Here is an 18,068-nt window from a genome sequence, read left to right on the forward strand (position 1 = left end):
TCTCATTGGAGCATCCATAAGGGGTACCCCATATAAGTTGCTAAAGTAGCACGGCTATCGCTATATCGAGGCTATCAAAATTTGGGTAAGTTCTTTGGGCATATCTAGCATCACATCATGACCACAGGGAAGGTTTATCGTCTCCCAACCAAGTTCTCTCTGGGCTCTCTCAAAGAACGGCCTACCAATTCCTGGTGCCCACCCCGACGCATAGATGTATCGGTGCCGAGCTACTTGCTTCCATAAGCCCTGTAGTTGAATCGGTTGCTCAAATGACCCCAGTGGATGGTCGACACAACGCCGATCCACCCACGCCTGATCTTGAATGTTAACCCCGAAATCTATTGCAGGACTTGGCGCTACGCGAAATCCATCACCCTGAGTTCTGGCAATATCCTGAAAACTCAACCCGACCTCTACAGGCAAAAGATCTAAGACGTTTTGCCCATCCTCTGGAACTAAGGCATCAAGATAGACAAGGGATCGTATATGCTGGTGCACCTTATCAGCCACACCGGTTATTACCACTCCACCATAACTGTGGCCACACAAGACAATATCCGTTAACTCTTCACATGCGATAACACCCAGAATGTCTTGTATATGCGTATCCAGGTTGATTGTGCCATCTAAAAGGTGCGCCCTTTCTCCGAGCCCCGTCAGAGTTGGGCTATAAACCTCATGGCCGTACCGCCTAAGAAACGCTGATACCCGCTTCCAACACCAGCCTCCCTGCCAAGCACCGTGTACCAGAACAAATGTTGCCATAAAGACTTAACCCCACAACCAGGCACTCCACCTGTATGAATTATCGCCACTTTTAGCTTCCCCCCCCATCCCAAATGATAAACGGTTGACAGGTGTAGGACGACTGACCTAGCATTATTGATTCTAGGTCAGGCGTCCTAGGTCCTGTAATGCTAGTTAAAGAGGAAGTACAGCATGGCAAATCTATTTCAATCCTTCGATTTATCAGGTCTTCGACTTACAAACCGCATGGTTATGGCGCCGATGACGCGAAATCGAGCGGACAAAAATGGAGTCGTAACACCCATGATGGTTACGCACTACCAACAACGGGCAAGCGCTGGCCTAATTATCGCTGAATCATCTCCTATCTCTACGCAAGGTGTGGGATACCCTTACACCCCAGGTATATACACCGCTGATCAAGTTGATGGTTGGAGGAAGTTAACCCATGCAGTGCATCAAGCTGGTGGGAAAATTTTTATACAGCTGCAACATTGCGGGCGCATTTCCCATCCTGACCTGCAACCAGATAAAAAGGCTCCCGTGAGCGCATCTGCAATTAAACCAATTGGGCAAGCGGTTACCTACGAGGGGCATAAGGACTTTGCTCTTCCTCGTGCACTAGAAACTAGTGAGATTCCAAAAATCGTGGAGCAATTTGGCTTTGCTGCACAAATGGCTAAAGAGGCTGGCTTTGATGGAGTTGAAGTTCACGGCGCTAACGGGTATCTGATTGATCAATTTCTGCGTGACGGGACTAATCATCGCAGCGACCTCTATGGTGGAAATATAGGGAATCGCATGCGTCTTTTAAACGAAATAATTGATTCCGTGATGGAAGCTTGGCCTTCAAACCGTATAGGCGTGCGTCTAACACCAGAGAATAGTTTTAACTCAATGTCTGACTCTAACCCACAAGAAAATTTCGAGTATGTTTTAGGGCAGCTAAGTAACCGGAATATTGCCTACGTTCATATTCTGGAAGGCGATATGATGAAAAAAGAGAGAACCGTAAATTATCCAGCTTTACGCAAATGCTTTAAGGGTGTGTATATCGCGAATAATGGCTATAATCTCGAACTGGCCCAAAAATCCCTGAAAAGTAATAATGCCGATCTAATTGCATTTGGAACACCATTTTTAGCCAACCCTGATTTAGTTTACCGACTAAAACAAGGCATATCACTCAATCAAGCCGATCACTCAACTTTTTACGGTGGAGATGAAAAAGGCTACACTGACTACCCATTTGCCTCAACCCAAATAGAAATTCAGTAAAGTAATCGATATGGAAAAACTAGACACCCGCGACCGAATCATCGCAACAGCAGATGACTTATTTTATCAACAGGGTTTTGAGCATACCTCATTCAAGGATATCGCTAATCTTTTAAATATTTCTCGCGGAAACTTCTACCACCATTTCAAGACTAAAGATCAAATTCTATCTGGTGTTATAGAGAGAAGATTGCAAAAAACCCAAGCAATGCTGGAAGAATGGGAAGCACAAGGGAATACATCTGAGCAACGGATAAAATGTTATATCCGTATTGTCATTACCAACTGGGATAAGATCAGAGATTTCGGCTGTCCCGTAGGTACTCTCTCCAATGAACTTGCCAAGTTGAACCATGTAGGGCGAGAGGATGCCAATAAAATTTTCAGTCTGTTTCGGGAATGGCTAAAAACACAATTTACACAACTAAATCCCAACACTGATGCCGATAAACTAGCTCTACAGGTTCTCTCTTGGAGCCAGGGTGTTGCAACCTTAGCAAATGCTTTTCAGGACAAGGACTATGTTGAGTACGAAGTCAATAAAATGTGCTCTTGGGTTGACACATACAAGGCGAAAGCTTAGCGCTATTTACAAGGAACTATGAGTATATGTTTGTTATTTTATTAAAATTTTCAGAAAAAAAATCACAAGCAGCAAAATATATGACTGGCCACAGAGAGTGGTTACAGAAAGGTTTCGATGATGGAGTTTTTATACTGTCTGGAAGTATAAAACCTGGAATTGGTGGCGGTATCCTAGCATTTAACACCACTTATGAAGAATTGCTAATACGCGTCGAACAAGACCCTTTCGTATCTGAAAAAGTGGTTAGTGCCGATGTCATAGAAATTGATTCATCCAAAGCTAGTCCGCAGCTTGAATTCTTATTAAGACCCGAGGCAAACAGTTAGGTAATTGGTATGGCCGCGCAACTTATTCAAAGCCATGATGGTAAATACCGTTGTAACTGGTGCGCTTCTGCACCAGATTTCCTGGAGTACCATGACAAAGAATGGGGCTTTCCAGTTAGTGACGATTTTCGCCTATTTGAAAAGCTATGCCTGGAAGGTTTTCAGTCTGGTTTAAGCTGGCGTACAATTCTTGCCAAAAGAGAAAATTTTCGGGAAGCTTTTTATGGATTTAATTTTAATAAAATAGCCCGTTTTACCAATACAAATGTGGAAAAGCTGCTATTAAATGAGGGAATAGTCCGACACCGAGGTAAAATCGAAGCCGTTATTAATAATGCCAAATGTGCCAGGGAAATCGTAAAGAACGAAGGATCTCTTGCATCATTTCTCTGGAGATACGAACCTAAAAAAGAGATGCTTGGCAAGCCTCAGTCCATGTCTACCTCAAACGAATCGATCACACTATCGAAAGATTTGAAAAAGTTAGGCTGGAAATTTGTAGGTCCAACAACTGTCTATGCCTTTATGCAAGCAATGGGATTAATTAATGACCATCTAGAGGGATGTGTAACGCGATCTAAGGTAGAGAGTGCAAAAAATAGGTTTGTAAAACCCTGATGCTTGACTAGAACTAACCCGCACGATCATAGGTAATCTATAAAAGGGTAGAGCTTGATAGGGGATGCACCCAAGGTAAAAGATATTACCTCTGATACATCCCCTATCTTACTCACCAAGCTGCTCACATATAAAATTGTATAGTAATTTTAATCGATAGGAGGACATACGGTCCCCAGGCCTAAGTGAATAAAGGTTTAGCTCAGCGGTTTGGAAGCCTGTCAAAATCGGAACTAATCGCCCCTCTCTAAGGTCATCATCAATAATAAAATGGGGGATCAGTGCAATGCCCTTCCCCTCTAATAAAGCACAATGGAGTAATTTACTGTTATTAGAAGTCAACCTAGGTTCCAGATAAATATCGAGCCATTTACCTTTATCTTTAAACTGCCACACACTGGGTTTACCCGGTAAGGTATATACCAAACAGTGATGGTCACTTAACTCACGGGGGTGGCCTGGCTCCCCATATTGTTTAAGGTACTCAGGCGCAGCACAGGCAACTCGATGGTAACTGGTAATTTTTCGGCACAACAAGGCGCTATCAGCTAGTTCATTAGTTAGCCGTAGCACAAGATCAAACTTCTCTTCTAACACATTCACATAATGATCTCCCATTTGAATATCTAGAAGGATTTCCGGGTACCGATCCATAAACATATTCAAAATGGAACCGAACTTGGATAACCCCCAAGACATCGGGACGCCAATCCGTAACTTTCCTCTAGGGCTATCATTGGATTCACATAAGTCATCCTCTAAAGCATCCCACTTGCTGAGCATTTCAAGTGCCCGCATGTAACACCGTTCCCCGGAGCTAGTCACCTGCATATGCCGAGTACTGCGGCGCAAAAGCGTGGTTCCCAGGCGAGATTCCAATCGCTCTACCGACTTAGAAACCCAAGCTGCAGATACACCTAAACGATTTGCAGCAGTAGTAAAGCTTCCACACTCCACGACCGCACTGAAAACCCTCAAGCTCTCTAATTGATTAATTCCTGCCATATTCAATAAATTGTTGAAACTGTAATTACCTAATGTCTGATTTACACAACAATTCGTTAATTGTCAAAATATAAAAAATCTTAATAGGTAAGAAATATTTATGGCTACCAAATATCACAATCTATTCAACACCGTTGAAATCGGAAACTTACGTATTCCTAACAGGCTCGCAGTCGCACCGATGACAAGGGTCAGCGCCGGGCTGGATGGTCGCGTTGGTCCATTGATGGAGGAGTACTATGAGGGATTTGCCCATGGAGGGTTTGGGCTGATTATTACCGAGGGATTACATACTGACAGACTTTATAGTCAGGGTTACAAGTATCAACCTGGTATGGCCTGCCACGATCATGCACAGAGCTGGAAGCCGATTATCTCAAGAGTTCATAGACAAGGAGCCCGGATATATGCCCAATTGATGCATGCCGGCGCCCTTTCGCAATATAACCCTTATACCGATCAAAATGCTGGCCCCTCTATGGTTCGTCCCCAGGGAAGTCAAATGCCCTTCTACTATGGAGAAGGCCCCTATCCCATGCCGGAAGCCATGACACAGCGAGATATTGCAATGGTTGTTGAGGGCTTCGCTCAGGCTGCCCGCCTGGCACAACTTGCCGGCTTTGACGGTGTTGAGATACACGGTGCCAATGGCTACTTGTTAGACCAATTTTTAACCACCTATACCAACAAACGAAAAGACTGTTATGGAGGAGCACTCACTAACCGTTTACGTATTTACAAGGAAACACTTGAATCAGTAAGGACAGCGGTCGGAAAGGACTTTGTAGTGGGCGTTCGTTTCTCTCAGAAAAAAGTGAACGATACCAGCTATATTTGGCCTGAAGGCGAAGCTGGAGCTGCCGAAGTTTTCGAGCTAATGAAGCAATGTGGTGCCGACTATATTCATACCACCGAACCAAAAATAGACACTCCCGCCTTTGAAAACAGTAACTCATTAGCATGTCTGGCAAGGAAATATAGTACTCTACCGGTTATTGCCAACGGCAGAATTACAGGCCCAAAACTCGCAGCTCAGGTCCTAGAAAACAATGAAGCAGATATTATCTCGCTTGGTAAAACGGCCCTGGCCAATCAGGACTGGCCAAATACCATAAAACAAAATCAGACTCCAAAGAACTTTACTTTTGATATGCTTTCACCCCATGCGACACTGGAATGTGCTCGTGAGTATTTTCAAAGAAACAGCTAAATAGTTACCTGAGGACGGCGGAGGAATTTAATTACCCTTCCCCTCCTTGTAGACCAGACAATGGCTCTAAGCGAGTGAAGGGTAATCTTAAAATTAGCAACTTTAGCTTTCTGACACCTTAAATTAATTAATTTTTATTATGGAAAATATCTAATGTTTTCAGAGATAGCTCTATCAAGTCAGCCGTTTGATCACTATCTACATTCTTGACAACGCTTATAGAGCGGGCATGATCAGGGCAAAGCATTAGCATGGTACTTCCGCCAACTCCTTCACCGCTCATCAATTTAATGTTTGGATGCTCCTCGATAACTCTAATCAGCTCCGCATCCTCCTCCGGATCATACCAATTGCTTAAACTGATAAAGTCAACAATCCAACCAATACCGTAGCTAACTTCCTCACCACTTGTTAGAGTTCCTGGGCTAAAAAGCTCAGAAAGCGATTCATCACTCAGATAGCCACTATCAAGATGTGACATAGCAAACCTAACCAGGTCACTTGGTGTAGAGAGCATACCTCCGCCAGCATATTTATAGCTACTATTTACTTCTGGAGAGTTGATTAGACTTCCTCCCCAGTAAGAATAAGCTCTTTGCCTGTGGGAAATTATGGGAGAGTTTTCATCAAAAGTACTATTTTTGAGGTTCAAAGGATCAAATACTTCCTCTTGAACTAACTTCTTAAATTCAGTTCCTGATGCAGACTCCATTGCGGCAGCGAGCAATGTCCAAGCATAGGTCGAGTAATTAGAGTCTGTCCCGGGGTAGAAAAGTAAATCGTCATCCTTAAAAAGGTCTAACGCATCTATTGTGGAACTATATTCCACATTGTAAAGAAATTCTCCCAAAGATTGGTAGTGGCGAATGCCGGAAGTATGACTTGTTATCTGTCTTAAACTAATATCAGCGTGTGAATCAGGCCAAGCTTCTACCAGCGAAGAGACATAGGTGTCCAACTCAATAATCCCCTGTTCTTTCAACCTCATGAGAGCAGCTGCAGTGATAACTTTCGAAACACTGGCGATTCTCAATTTGGTTTTTCTAGTCATTGGAACATGAGATTCGAGGTCAGCAAAACCATAACCTCTTGCCCATCGAACATGCCCATTTTCCCCTACAGCCACACTAATTCCAGGCACAGACTCCTCAGAAACCGCATTTATAAAAAGACTATCCAAGTCATTCGTATGCGCTACTGAATTTTCAGCCAGAAATACCGAACATAAAGAAAGTACAGTACTTAAACTTATACGTTTGTACATATTATTAAATCCTTTTAACCTTCACATACTAAATAAAGACATTTACTAATTGACTTTATCACTCAAATATAACCCGGACAATTAAAAAATACCCATCAACTGCACTAGTTAGCTTTAAACACTCTACTCAATAATTGATATATAGGAGGTTTTACAAGAACACACATAAACAGACTTTTAATTTAAGGGATATCATTCTCCACCCATAAACAAGTAGTCGTTGGCGAAATTCGAAAGTACTACGTGACTGCAACCTGTGACAATATCTTTATCCGATCAAGATTAGAGAAACTTCAACATCCAGCACAACAATAATACCCAGAATTAAGCTGTCTTTTTAATTTATATCTAAATAACTTCAGCAATTACTTTTTCTTCAACTTCCGTTACTCTACACTTACTCAGACAACATTACCTAGAGTTAGGGCATTTAAATTCCGCTTCTCCAATACCCTAAAACAGACAAGTAATGACTAAAGTTATCGCTCCAAAACTGAAACCCAAAAAATACTCTTTATTTTTTGATAGTTTTCTGTAAACATTCATACTAGTCCTTATCCATATAGAGAATAATAATGAAGGATTATGTGATTATTGGTGGTGGTCATAACGGCCTGGTCTGCGCTTGTTATTTAGCAAAAGCAGGGAAAAAAGTAACGATCCTTGAACGCCGGTCTATAGTCGGGGGGGCAGCAGTAACTGAAGAGTTCTACCCAGGTTTTAGAAATTCTGTAGCAAGCTACACAGTAAGTTTGCTCAACCCGAAAATCATCAAAGATCTCAATCTCCGTGAACATGGCTTGGAAATCAAGTTACGGCCACAAGCTAACTTCTTTCCACTTTCAAATAGTCAAAGTCTCTCTTTCCATAAAAATATCTTGGATACACAAGCTGAGATTGCACATTTCTCAGAAAAGGACGCAGCCACCTTACCTGACTTTTATGCCATGTTGGAAACCGTTGCAGATATTTTGCGCGACGAATTACTCCGCTCCCCCCCTAATGTGGGCGGTGGCTTTGTGGATTTAGTTCGTGCTGGGGGCTTTGGCTTAAGAGCGAAAAAGTTGAGTATGTCATCTCGTCGCGATGCACTTGACCTGTTCACCAAGAGTGCTTCAAGTGTACTGGATGCCTGGTTTGAAAATGACCATGTCAAAGCTGCATTTGCTTTCGACTCTATAGTCGGAAATTATGCAGCTCCCAGCACTCCTGGCTCTGCCTACGTGCTGTTGCACCATGTATTTGGCGAGGCTAACGGTGATAAAGGCGCTTGGGGACATGCTATGGGCGGTATGGGCGCTATCACTCAAGCCATGCGAAAAGAAGCTGAGCGCCTTGGGGTCAATATTCGTACAGATGCTGAAGTCAAAGAAGTTCTGGTAGACCGCAGTCGTGCCAACGGCGTACGACTTAGCAGTGGAAAAACTATTACGGCCGACAAAGTAATCGCCAATGTTGGTCCCAAGCTGCTTTACTCCCGGATGATTGACGAACAACACCTAGAGCCAGAGTTCCGCCGCCGCGTACGTGGATTCAGGGTGGGTTCCGGTACTTTCCGTATGAATGTGGCGCTGTCTGAACTCCCAGACTTCATCTGTAAGCCTGGAACTCACCTACAACAGCATCATCAATCTGGGATAGTCATTGGTCCAACAATGACCTACTTGGAGCAGGCGTTTGTCGATGCAACTCAATACGGCTGGTCAACACACCCCATTGTAGAAATATTGATCCCCTCCACCATCGATCCTACTCTTGCTCCAGAAGGCAAACATGTCGCCAGCCTATTTTGCCAGCAATTCGCTCCAGAACTTCCGCAAGGAAAAAGCTGGGACGACTATCGTGACCAAGCTGCAAAAACAATTATCGATACCGTCACTAACTATGCCCCCAATTTTCGTGATGCGGTAATCGCCCAACAAATTCACTCACCGCTAGATTTAGAGCGCAAATTTGGCCTCATGGGAGGTGATATATTCCATGGTGCCCTAGGACTGGACCAACTATGGAGTAATCGCCCCTTTATGGGCTTTGCAGATTACCGCACGCCGATACAGGATCTGTATCTCTGTGGCTCGGGTAGCCACCCGGGAGGCGGAGTTACTGGAGTACCTGGGCATAATGCTGCTATGGAGATTCTCAGAGATAGATAAGAGTGGCCTGCAGTATGCGGGCCCTTTATCGCTTTACTACCAATTAGCTTTGATTCCAACTAGTAGCTCTAAAGATTCTGCTATTTTAAATAGTTGGAACACCTATTTCGAACACTTCACAGATTCCTCTGACGCTACAAAATATATGAGTGCCAAACAGTTATTTCCTTTGAGGATGATTGAATATCTAGTGCCCAGCGCCACAAAAACCTTTATTTTGATTATCGCCCTCTACCATTTATAGCCATCAAGGTTCTTCACGATTTTAACGGGTATCTGCCGCCGCAGCTGATTTAGAAAATAGCACTTCTATAACAGTTTATTTATCTTGTTGGTTCCTACACTTATGACCTCTATACCTCTTACATAAACATTCCATATTTAAATAATAACCAAGATCATATGCAACCATAAGCTGAGCAAGTGATAATCTTCAGCTGTGAGAAATATTGGATAAATGACATAGACCTCACTATGAACCAATTAATTTAATATTCGCATACTAAAGAATCTTAGCTTATTCACTCAATACTTTAACAAATATTAGCAACCACAAAACCCTCAACACCTAAAGCAATTAATATAATCTTTTAGACAAATATTTTCTGCTTTCCCTCGCATAAAAACTGGCGCCGGTTATTTTCTAATTAACTATCATCGAGTTGTAAACATGTACGACGGTACTATATTATGCGCCCGCACATAAATTAAGTGCGAAAACAAAAATGGCTGTACCACTACTTAAAACCTATTAATTTAGAGGGATCAGATATGAACAGAAGTCATATTTTTCTTTCATTGGTAGTGCTCTCAGGGGCTTCCCATGCAGCCCCCCTTTACAACTTTGTTGAGATAGACCAAACCGCAAGTTTTATAAGCGGTCATAATGTTGCAAAACAACCGGTAGTCAATGATGCCGCGGTAAGAAAAGAATATACGTTAATGGAACGCACCGCTTCTTTAAGTGCTGTTTCGGTTACTCCAGACGGTAGGCAATATACTGCAGAAGTAGATCAAGAATCCTTATCGCTATTGGAGCAAGCGATCGCAATTATTGAATCTCATGGTTTGGATTCAAGGATTTTTTCATCAAAAGGACAGGCGCCCACCATGTTTCGTGGTGAGGAACAACTGCTCCCCACAGTTGTAATTGGTACTGACGATAGAGTTCAAATTACTAATACCGTGCAAAATCCTCACTGGTACAATGGCCGCATTGATGTAGGCTGTACCGGTACATTGATTACCGCAAAGCATGTGCTAACGGCAGGACATTGTGTTTCTGATGGCTCCGGCAACTGGTATAGTTCTCTTGATTTTACAGTGGCTCAATCTGGTAATTATGAGCCCTGGGGGAGTGAATCCTGGACAAATGCTGTGACTACCAGTGCTTGGCATAATAATTCAGATACGAACTATGACTATGCAATTATTGTGTTAGCGGAACCACCACACAATGGATATTCCGGATGGGGTGTCTATTCTGGCGGCACTCATAGTGTTACTGGATACCCAGGAGATAAGCCATTTGCTACTATGTGGACAGATTCCGGTAGCACGTCTTCAAGTACATACAGAGTGTGTTACACATTAGATACAGCTGGCGGTCAGAGTGGCAGTGGGATTAAAGACACGTCCAACAGTGTTCGCGGAATCCACACAACTGGATCATCCTCGCAAAACTGTGGAACGCGTATAACCAGCTCCGTCTATAACACTTTGCAGGATTGGATTGAGAATTACCCATAAAGTAAAATTACCTCACCCAAATTTAGGATATGGCGCCATTGGGCGCCTTTTTTAAAAGTATGAGAACGCTAATTTCTTTAATATTTTTTCTAAGTGCATGTGGAATGATGGCAGATGATGAACCCGAATGGCAGCGAATAATGGTGAGAGGCAGCCTAAATACACCTGATCCAGTTTTACAGGAAGTGCAGCGTCTGGAAGAATTAGGAAAGGTAAAAGATGTAGTTATTCTTGAGTCCTATCCATTACAGATATGGTTTAGTTCCGATTTTGAGACAGCTGAGAAGCTGAAGTCCCTGTCAAATAAATATAGTTCATCTCGCTAGCTTTCTCTTTACCTACGCGCGAATGATAATTTTTTATAGGTTCGTGCTAATAGTAGAAGCCCGCCACAGCAGATTATAACTCCGAAACACCGAAATTAATCTAACGACCTTTCCTCCTTGTTATTCTAGTTCAGATTTTTTTCGACCATAGCAATGCTCCACGAATCAAGGAATAATGAGCTTTAAGCAGAAATCTACTCCTCAGCTAGTAATAGGTGCATATGCAAGCTCGAAACACTAACCCGAGATCGTCCGGTCAAATGGTAGTCCCTACCGGTTGCCATAGTTCTTCTAGGAGGGATAGTGGTGAAGCCGCGCAACTGACACAGGCCCCACCACTCTCATTTCCCTAATCTCCAAATGCCGAGATAACAACATCTTTATCTTGGTCATCACTCCAAAGCAGATAAGATCGATTTTTACGAATGTCAACGATTACGAAGATAAAATGATCGATGCCTTTCCTTTTCTTTATCTCGCCCATAGCAGATTTCAGCTCGTATCTCCTATTAATCAACGACATTTCCTTACATCTTAACCGGGTTAAGATCTACCAATGCTTATACGCTTCATGTAACTGACACCTTTCGCCAATTCTGAAATATCTTGAATAATTCATTCTGTGAGGAGCTTGGTGTTATAATTCAGGTGTCGTGATAATAACAAGGTGTAAAAATGGCAAAGTATATTTATCTCCCCGTAAACAGTGAAGAAATGCTAGAGTTTGCGGAGAATATGGCGAGCGCATGGAGTATTCCGAAGAACCATATTCTTGCCAACAAGGTGACATCCGGTATTGGTAAGTCTATGTACCGATGGATTGATAAATGTCTTAGTAGCCTAAAGTCTGGTGATACTCTTTATATTGTTTCTCATGGTACCGGCGCTGGCGATGGTGAGCAAATTGGTGCTCAACGCAATAACGGTAAGAATAAACAAACAAAAGTTTTCGAGAGGGGCGTAGAGTCGTGGCAGGGTGGAGAGTGGAAAACCTACACTCCCACGCAACTAGCAGCTACTTTGGTTAAAGAAGGTTTGCCTGGTAGTTTTGTGGACCTGCATCTCTGTGCTTGCGGGTCAGGTTATGACGGTGAGAGGCTAAGGCCCTGGGCACAGCGTTTACGTGAGGCGATGGCTACTACCCATAAAAGCCTAGAGGTTACTGGGTACCTTGGTTGGTTTGACGCTACTGGTAGCTCTGTCAAAATTAAGGTTAATACCAAGTATTATGATTTGAATGAGCGTGCAGTGACTTTTTCTTGATGGTTATCGATTTAAGAGTAGTATAAGCATCTACTAGAATACTCAAAATTCTCTGCGAGCTAGAAAGCGAATCGCCAACTGTGGTCGTGTCAGACTCTAATATTGAATCGGGCACGTCCAAGGTTCGGGGCATTAAATCTTATTATTTAAGACAAATTCTGGCATATCATTTTTTGATTCATAAATGTAATGCGGCTCACAATTACAAACTTAAATCAAATTCCCCTCAAAGAGTTATACTTTGAAGATTATTAGGTATTGCAATGATATCCCTCCCCCCCTTTGGCTTCCGCTTTAAGCACTTGACAGGCTGAGTTGAACTGATACAGCTGATTGAGATATAGCAATATACGGGGTATGGGCCTGTTAAGTTTTTTTACCTTTCATGACCCTACTAGCTAGCGGCCAGAGCGCAGCCTCAGCCGTCCGAAGGGAAGTAGCAACGTACCTGTGATTGTTAGCTGCCTTTGCGTAGTTACTCATTATATATTTCCTGTATCTCAGCATAGCCAATTACTCTTGAGCCTTCTCGAACCTGTAGATTGGCACCTACCTCTAGGCATTTTGGGTATGCTTATAGTGTAATGAGGACGCTATCATTCTCCAGCCTACTAATATTGACTTACTATCTAATCTTTAAAACTTCATGCATATAACAACTTAGTCAGCAGTATTTTGGTTCTATTAGAATTTTAACGTAAGGTGGCGCAGCCATGACAAAACGGAGCGTAGACCAAAACATCAGACGCGATAACTATTATGTATTTTTAGCTCTTCGCTTAATTATCTCTTTCAAGTTCCACACATTGACATATTTTACCCCGGCAGGATCACCAGCCTTAACCCAATACCGCCCACGAGGCCATTCAAACACATCTCCGCGTTTTACAACCACTGGCTCCGTATTAGAAAATGTTAATTCACAGCTACCAGATATAATAAAGCATATGCAATTTTCAGAAGAGCCTGAAAATTTGCTACTGGCATCATACTCGTACGGACTCACGCGAAACTCACTTTTGCCTGGGTACAATGTACGAATTTCTTCAATGTTCTCTTTATAGACTTCACTTACAGGAAACTTTCGTATATTAATACTCATTGCTCATCTACCACACATAGCATCAGGTGCAACGGCCACGACAAGCGAAGCTTGACGGGTCCGCTGGAGGCCGAAGCCCAAAACATTGTGCAACCTTTTGTTATATATTTTCAGCTATTTTCTTTATAAAAATTATTTTACTTTGCAGGGGACTGCCTTTGTTTTCATACCCACACACTTGATATCCGTGAGATATAAGAAGATGCAGCATTGAAGGAAATCTATTCATCGATTTAACGCTAATAAACTGAAATCCTTTGTTCATCACCCACCGCTCTTGGAGCTCAAGTAGAGACTTTCCTATACCTCGGCCCCGGTAATCTGGGCGGACTGCACCAGACCAACTATAAAACTCTGTTTCGGATACTTTATAACCAATTTTGTAGCCTACTTTCTTATTACCAACTGAAGCTACCAGTAATAAGTAAAGGCGCCCCTCTAATCTTTGCTCTATTTTATCTTTACTATTTTTAGTGTCGAACTCTGGAATCTCAGAATTGATCTGTATGACATCTTCTATCGTGCCTTCGCTGAAGGAAATGTTCATGTCGCCACCCCGGTTGGTGCATAATGTTCGGCTCTGCGTTAATCAAAAGCGGAGGCCGCTTTTGGCTGGAACTTTTATATCTGACAGCATCCGATTGTTAGGGACGCTGATTTCTTAGCTCAATTTCACCAAATGTCATATAAACAAGAGGTCCACCCGCATCAGCTCTGTAAGCTCCATTTGCTTCAGCCAAACGACTGGCAACGGCTGAAAACTCCCATGCTTGATCTTCGGAAACATGGACCTTTTTTGAGGTAAAGAGCTTTACTCCGTGCTTTTCACCATACTCTTTAACTAAACGTGAATGTTGCTGAAGAGGTTTTAGCACTGAAGGGTGATCCCACCCCCATAGAAAGCTTCTATCTTTCGGATTGTAAGTACCTATTATTTGAACAGGAGCTACAGCGATCCGACCATCCTCAAGCGACCAAAATATAAGGCCTTTGTCTTGGTCGACATTCCATGTTTTAGCAGACCCCAGCCCCCATGTCTTATCGTGAGCATCAGTTTGAATTCTTAAACCTTCAATGCTCCCTTCAATAAACTTTTCGACCTCCACAGAGTAACCTCCAGCATGCGTGTTAATTGATATGAATAGTACAAATATAACTGATACTAAATTTTTCATAACTCTCTGATACTTGATTGCCTTAACGACTGGTTTTTGAGCTGAATTAGAGCAGCGAAAGGATTGTGATTGTCAAACGCAGAGCTAAGCAAGAATCCCAGAACTGAAAACCCAATAGTAAATTGGACCGCAAACAGCCCACCCTGCGACTACAAATTTGAAAAAACTATCCCGCCTTGGCGCTCCTATACTTGCAAGGCCCGTAAGATCTTTCTCTTGAATTGGTTTTATAAGTCTGTAGGTTTTTACCAGCAGCCATCCAACCAGAAGTGGAAGTAATGTCAATAGAATGATAGTGCCGATTGTAAGTAAAGCTTCAGGCGATGATTTTCTCATTTATCTTATCAACTATTTAGAGTATTGGGGATAAATATACCGAGCGCACGCCAGTGCGTCCGGTGCTTTTACTAGTTAGGCATAGTACTGAATCGCCTACCAAAAGGCGGCAGTAGCTACCATACCCACATAACACATGAAAACAGCAGGCCTATGACATGTACATAGCTGGACAAGCTTGTCCGGCCTGATTATGTGTAGCTTTGTTATCCATGGCTTCTAGTCTTCAACATAGATTCAAATAAAAGTATGAAAAAAGCGCCACTTATAACTGGTAAAATTATTCCGAAAATGAAAATAATAGCAGCCAATGAGCGACTACCTGCCTTATAGCGTCTATAGCCCTCTATGAACGGATACAAGAGGAATCCTATCAGTACGCTATATATGATGAACTCCGGAACCCTCAGTAAAGCTCCGCCCCCTAACCTTTCCAGGCCGAGGAGGTAGATTACCGGATAAAGAAGACCGGCCAGTACAAAAATAACTAAAAGATAAAGCCACTTACTCAAAATTCATACCTCTTTATTGGAGCATATAACACTAAGCTTAGGGGCTGGCCACGCAGTGAGCCGCCCCAGCAGCCAAAGGCTGTGACAACAGTGCCTTGTTATGTATTTATACGCGTCTTTATTGATTTGTAGGTAAATATCACTGCACTGAGAGCAATACTGTAAATAAACGAGAAAACACCAAACACTATTACCCCGGTTATTAAACCACCCTCAAATTCAACGCTTAGGACAAATACGCTAATGATAGCCAAAACTAAACATATGAACGTGGCAAGATACGGATTGATAGAAAAGATATTTGGCCAGAACCTCTTGCATAAAGCCCAGATCAGCAATGACGGACCTAGAAACACTATCTGTAGGATGATGCCAATCGCTAAGAACATTAATTCTATCAACCTCTACCTAGATATTTAACAACTACAACGGGGGCTGCTGCGTAGTGTAGGCAGTCCCACGAAGGGCCAAAGCCCCTTAACAACCTGCTTGTATTTGTTAACTTTGACCATATTCCGATAACAGCTCTAGAGCTATAAAAGCAGGCTTTTTCCCAATGCCTTTAGAATGAGCAGACACTTCAGGGTGAACCCTAGACCAATCATCAATTTCCAATAACTCTTTATTGGCTCGATCTGTCATTACATCAAACTCGTAGAACTCTTTTTTCTTCGTTAGCCATGTGCCCATCCATTGAGTTCCATACTGCTCAAAAATATCGGAACAATTCAATAGAATTCCCTCATTCGCGGACATCCCCTTTTGGGATAACAGCAAGCTTAACCATGGGTACATACTTTCATCATTTATAAATTTGTCCGCGCACTCTTTCATTTCAAGGAACGAGAGTTCATTTTGTTGTTCAGTATTCTTGTTTCGAATTCGGCGAAGCTGTTCGATATTCATGATAAAGTTAACACTCTAAAACCGGCAGCCGGAGCGCAGACTCTCCGGCACGCGCCCTTCGCGCGTAAAGTTAATTAGTTTGTTATGAATTTCCCTCACGCAGCTCCCCGATAAAACTATCTACTAATGACTTGCGAACCGACATTGGCCAGCTCACTGAAAATGTAAAGGGTATTCGCAGGTAACCAGAAAGCAGGTGACATATTCATCTTTACGCTTTATAAGTACTAATTTTCTATTCAAAGAATAGCTCGCGAAACACGATATTGGGTAGTTGGCCCATTGAATCGGATGTGAAAAAGAATGAATCTAACCTACTTTTTTTCGAAAGTTTAGTCTCTAGGACCTCAACCCACTGTTTTCCATTACTTCTGAATATAGCCATTGTGTTGTTTTTTGAAAGGACTTCAAACTCTACGTCCAAATTCAAAAAATTGAATGTATACCTCATACCATTTCTCATAACGCCCTGTTAAGTGGCCAAAGTAATCGTGGTAAAGTGAGCGAAAGCGAACCACGCTTACTTTGGCCCGCCACGACAGTTTGTTATGCTTGCGTTCATATTAATACTGGTAACACCCATAAAAATAAAATAAAACAGAAATTTACCGAACACAAAAGCCCCCTATAAGATGGCTTAAAACTCATTAGCTTCAGCTGATAAATTGAATGTAAGCTCCAAATTATAGAGTGAATAATAACCACCACAAACAGACTTGATATCGTCCAAAGTAACATTTCTACAGGATCAACTACAGCATCAGTTCTCGGCCAGTAATGACTATGATCATATAACCTCATGAGGCCATATACATAGACAAATGCAGTAACAACAAAACCTACAAAATATTTCATTAGGATTTAAAATTTTGGACTAGAAAGCATAACAGTTAATTCAAAAGAAGCTTCTTTATATCACCCTGCTTTATATTTCTACGCCCGATTTCCTTTCAAATCTCAATAAAATCAATAAGTTACCTTATTTTTGTGTAAATACGCAAGAATATATACAAAGCAGCGCCTTTATAATTCTGTATTTTCTCAGCTTTACATCACCTTTGGCACCCTTTAAGTATCAATGAGTTACTGAGTTTCAACTAGCAGTAGGTGCAGCTTCTGCTGGCTTTTGTTATTGAAAGTACAACTGTACACTTTTCGATCAGCGCCAACTAATTTACATGGCCCAAAACTGATAATCTGAGGGTTATGGCTTGCTAGCCACTTGTGCCGTCTAAGCAACCCCATCACTGATATGTGTTTGCACGCGGTATGCTCCATATCATCAGGCATAGCCTCCCATCCAAGCTGTAAGCCTAAACTTCACTGTGTTGTAAACACTGGTCGATCCCCTCTTCCTTGACCTTATTGATATCCTGATTTTTGTCACACGGCGTCAACAGATTCTCCGTTGCTACCATTCTTATACGTGGCGGTAACGATTCTGCGGGGCTGACTATACAGGTTCGGAAGAGCGTGACGAATTGAAATCTAGCGATGTGGAGGGACACC

The 18,068-nt window shown here is 42.3% G+C and carries 16 protein-coding genes; 9 read left to right on the forward strand and 7 right to left on the reverse strand.

Annotated elements, in window-relative coordinates; all coding sequences use genetic code 11:
- Positions 1-60: 60 nt before the first annotated feature.
- Entirely contained in the window at positions 61-768 is a 708-nt protein-coding gene (locus ACJJIZ_RS17085) for an alpha/beta hydrolase (RefSeq protein WP_444914241.1), read from the reverse strand.
- 174 nt (positions 769-942) lie between these two features.
- Here ACJJIZ_RS17085 and ACJJIZ_RS17090 point away from each other — a divergent pair, with 174 nt between their 5' ends.
- From ACJJIZ_RS17090 to ACJJIZ_RS17105, 4 genes are read left to right on the forward strand one after another with little or no spacing between them, the layout of a single operon-like run.
- Positions 943-2,028, forward strand: a complete 1,086-nt coding sequence (locus ACJJIZ_RS17090; RefSeq protein ID WP_444914242.1) for an alkene reductase — start codon at positions 943-945, stop codon at positions 2,026-2,028.
- 10 nt (positions 2,029-2,038) lie between these two features.
- Entirely contained in the window at positions 2,039-2,611 is a 573-nt protein-coding gene (locus tag ACJJIZ_RS17095; protein WP_444914243.1) for a TetR/AcrR family transcriptional regulator, read from the forward strand.
- Positions 2,612-2,637: 26 nt separating this feature from the next.
- Entirely contained in the window at positions 2,638-2,940 is a 303-nt protein-coding gene (locus ACJJIZ_RS17100) for a YciI family protein (protein WP_444914244.1), read from the forward strand.
- Between the two features lie 9 nt (positions 2,941-2,949).
- Positions 2,950-3,558 carry a DNA-3-methyladenine glycosylase I gene (locus ACJJIZ_RS17105; protein WP_444914245.1) on the forward strand — a complete coding sequence of 203 codons (609 nt, stop codon included), beginning with the start codon at positions 2,950-2,952 and terminating at the stop codon, positions 3,556-3,558.
- A gap of 108 nt (positions 3,559-3,666) precedes the next feature.
- Here the strand turns inward: ACJJIZ_RS17105 and ACJJIZ_RS17110 are convergent, their stop codons facing one another.
- Positions 3,667-4,563: a LysR family transcriptional regulator gene (locus ACJJIZ_RS17110; RefSeq protein WP_444914246.1), complete on the reverse strand. Its 897-nt coding sequence runs from the start codon at positions 4,561-4,563 to the stop codon at positions 3,667-3,669.
- A gap of 100 nt (positions 4,564-4,663) precedes the next feature.
- On the opposite strand from ACJJIZ_RS17110, the gene ACJJIZ_RS17115 reads away from it, so the two are divergent.
- On the forward strand, positions 4,664-5,773 hold the full coding sequence (locus ACJJIZ_RS17115; RefSeq protein ID WP_444914247.1) for an oxidoreductase: 1,110 nt from the start codon (positions 4,664-4,666) through the stop codon (positions 5,771-5,773).
- 127 nt (positions 5,774-5,900) lie between these two features.
- Here the strand turns inward: ACJJIZ_RS17115 and ACJJIZ_RS17120 are convergent, their stop codons facing one another.
- Positions 5,901-7,037 carry a serine hydrolase domain-containing protein gene (locus ACJJIZ_RS17120; protein WP_444914248.1) on the reverse strand — a complete coding sequence of 379 codons (1,137 nt, stop codon included), beginning with the start codon at positions 7,035-7,037 and terminating at the stop codon, positions 5,901-5,903.
- Between the two features lie 575 nt (positions 7,038-7,612).
- Here ACJJIZ_RS17120 and ACJJIZ_RS17125 point away from each other — a divergent pair.
- The 4 genes from ACJJIZ_RS17125 (at position 7,613) to ACJJIZ_RS17145 (ending at position 12,528) form a co-directional block, all read left to right on the forward strand.
- Positions 7,613-9,190: a phytoene desaturase family protein gene (locus ACJJIZ_RS17125; protein ID WP_444914249.1), complete on the forward strand. Its 1,578-nt coding sequence runs from the start codon at positions 7,613-7,615 to the stop codon at positions 9,188-9,190.
- 771 nt (positions 9,191-9,961) lie between these two features.
- A complete protein-coding gene (locus ACJJIZ_RS17130) occupies positions 9,962-10,939 on the forward strand; it encodes a trypsin-like serine peptidase (protein WP_444914250.1) in 978 nt (325 codons plus the stop codon).
- A gap of 104 nt (positions 10,940-11,043) precedes the next feature.
- A complete protein-coding gene (locus tag ACJJIZ_RS17135; RefSeq protein WP_413662641.1) occupies positions 11,044-11,265 on the forward strand; it encodes a hypothetical protein in 222 nt (73 codons plus the stop codon).
- Positions 11,266-11,940: 675 nt separating this feature from the next.
- Complete coding sequence (locus ACJJIZ_RS17145) at positions 11,941-12,528, forward strand: hypothetical protein (RefSeq protein ID WP_413662643.1); 588 nt, start codon at positions 11,941-11,943, stop codon at positions 12,526-12,528.
- Positions 12,529-13,285: 757 nt separating this feature from the next.
- Here the strand turns inward: ACJJIZ_RS17145 and ACJJIZ_RS17150 are convergent.
- The 4 genes from ACJJIZ_RS17150 to ACJJIZ_RS17165 all read right to left on the reverse strand — a co-directional run bounded on the left by ACJJIZ_RS17150 (position 13,286) and on the right by ACJJIZ_RS17165 (position 16,559).
- Complete coding sequence (locus tag ACJJIZ_RS17150) at positions 13,286-13,630, reverse strand: hypothetical protein (protein WP_444914252.1); 345 nt, start codon at positions 13,628-13,630, stop codon at positions 13,286-13,288.
- 100 nt (positions 13,631-13,730) lie between these two features.
- The gene (locus tag ACJJIZ_RS17155) at positions 13,731-14,177 is read right to left on the reverse strand and encodes a GNAT family N-acetyltransferase (protein ID WP_444914253.1); all 447 of its coding nucleotides are present in this window, start codon (positions 14,175-14,177) and stop codon (positions 13,731-13,733) included.
- Positions 14,178-14,274: 97 nt separating this feature from the next.
- Entirely contained in the window at positions 14,275-14,805 is a 531-nt protein-coding gene (locus ACJJIZ_RS17160) for a DUF6882 domain-containing protein (protein ID WP_444914254.1), read from the reverse strand.
- A gap of 1,346 nt (positions 14,806-16,151) precedes the next feature.
- The gene (locus ACJJIZ_RS17165) at positions 16,152-16,559 is read right to left on the reverse strand and encodes a hypothetical protein (RefSeq protein ID WP_444907772.1); all 408 of its coding nucleotides are present in this window, start codon (positions 16,557-16,559) and stop codon (positions 16,152-16,154) included.
- Positions 16,560-18,068: the final 1,509 nt, after the last annotated feature.

The organism is Microbulbifer maximicatervae (SeqCode) (genome assembly GCF_052467225.1).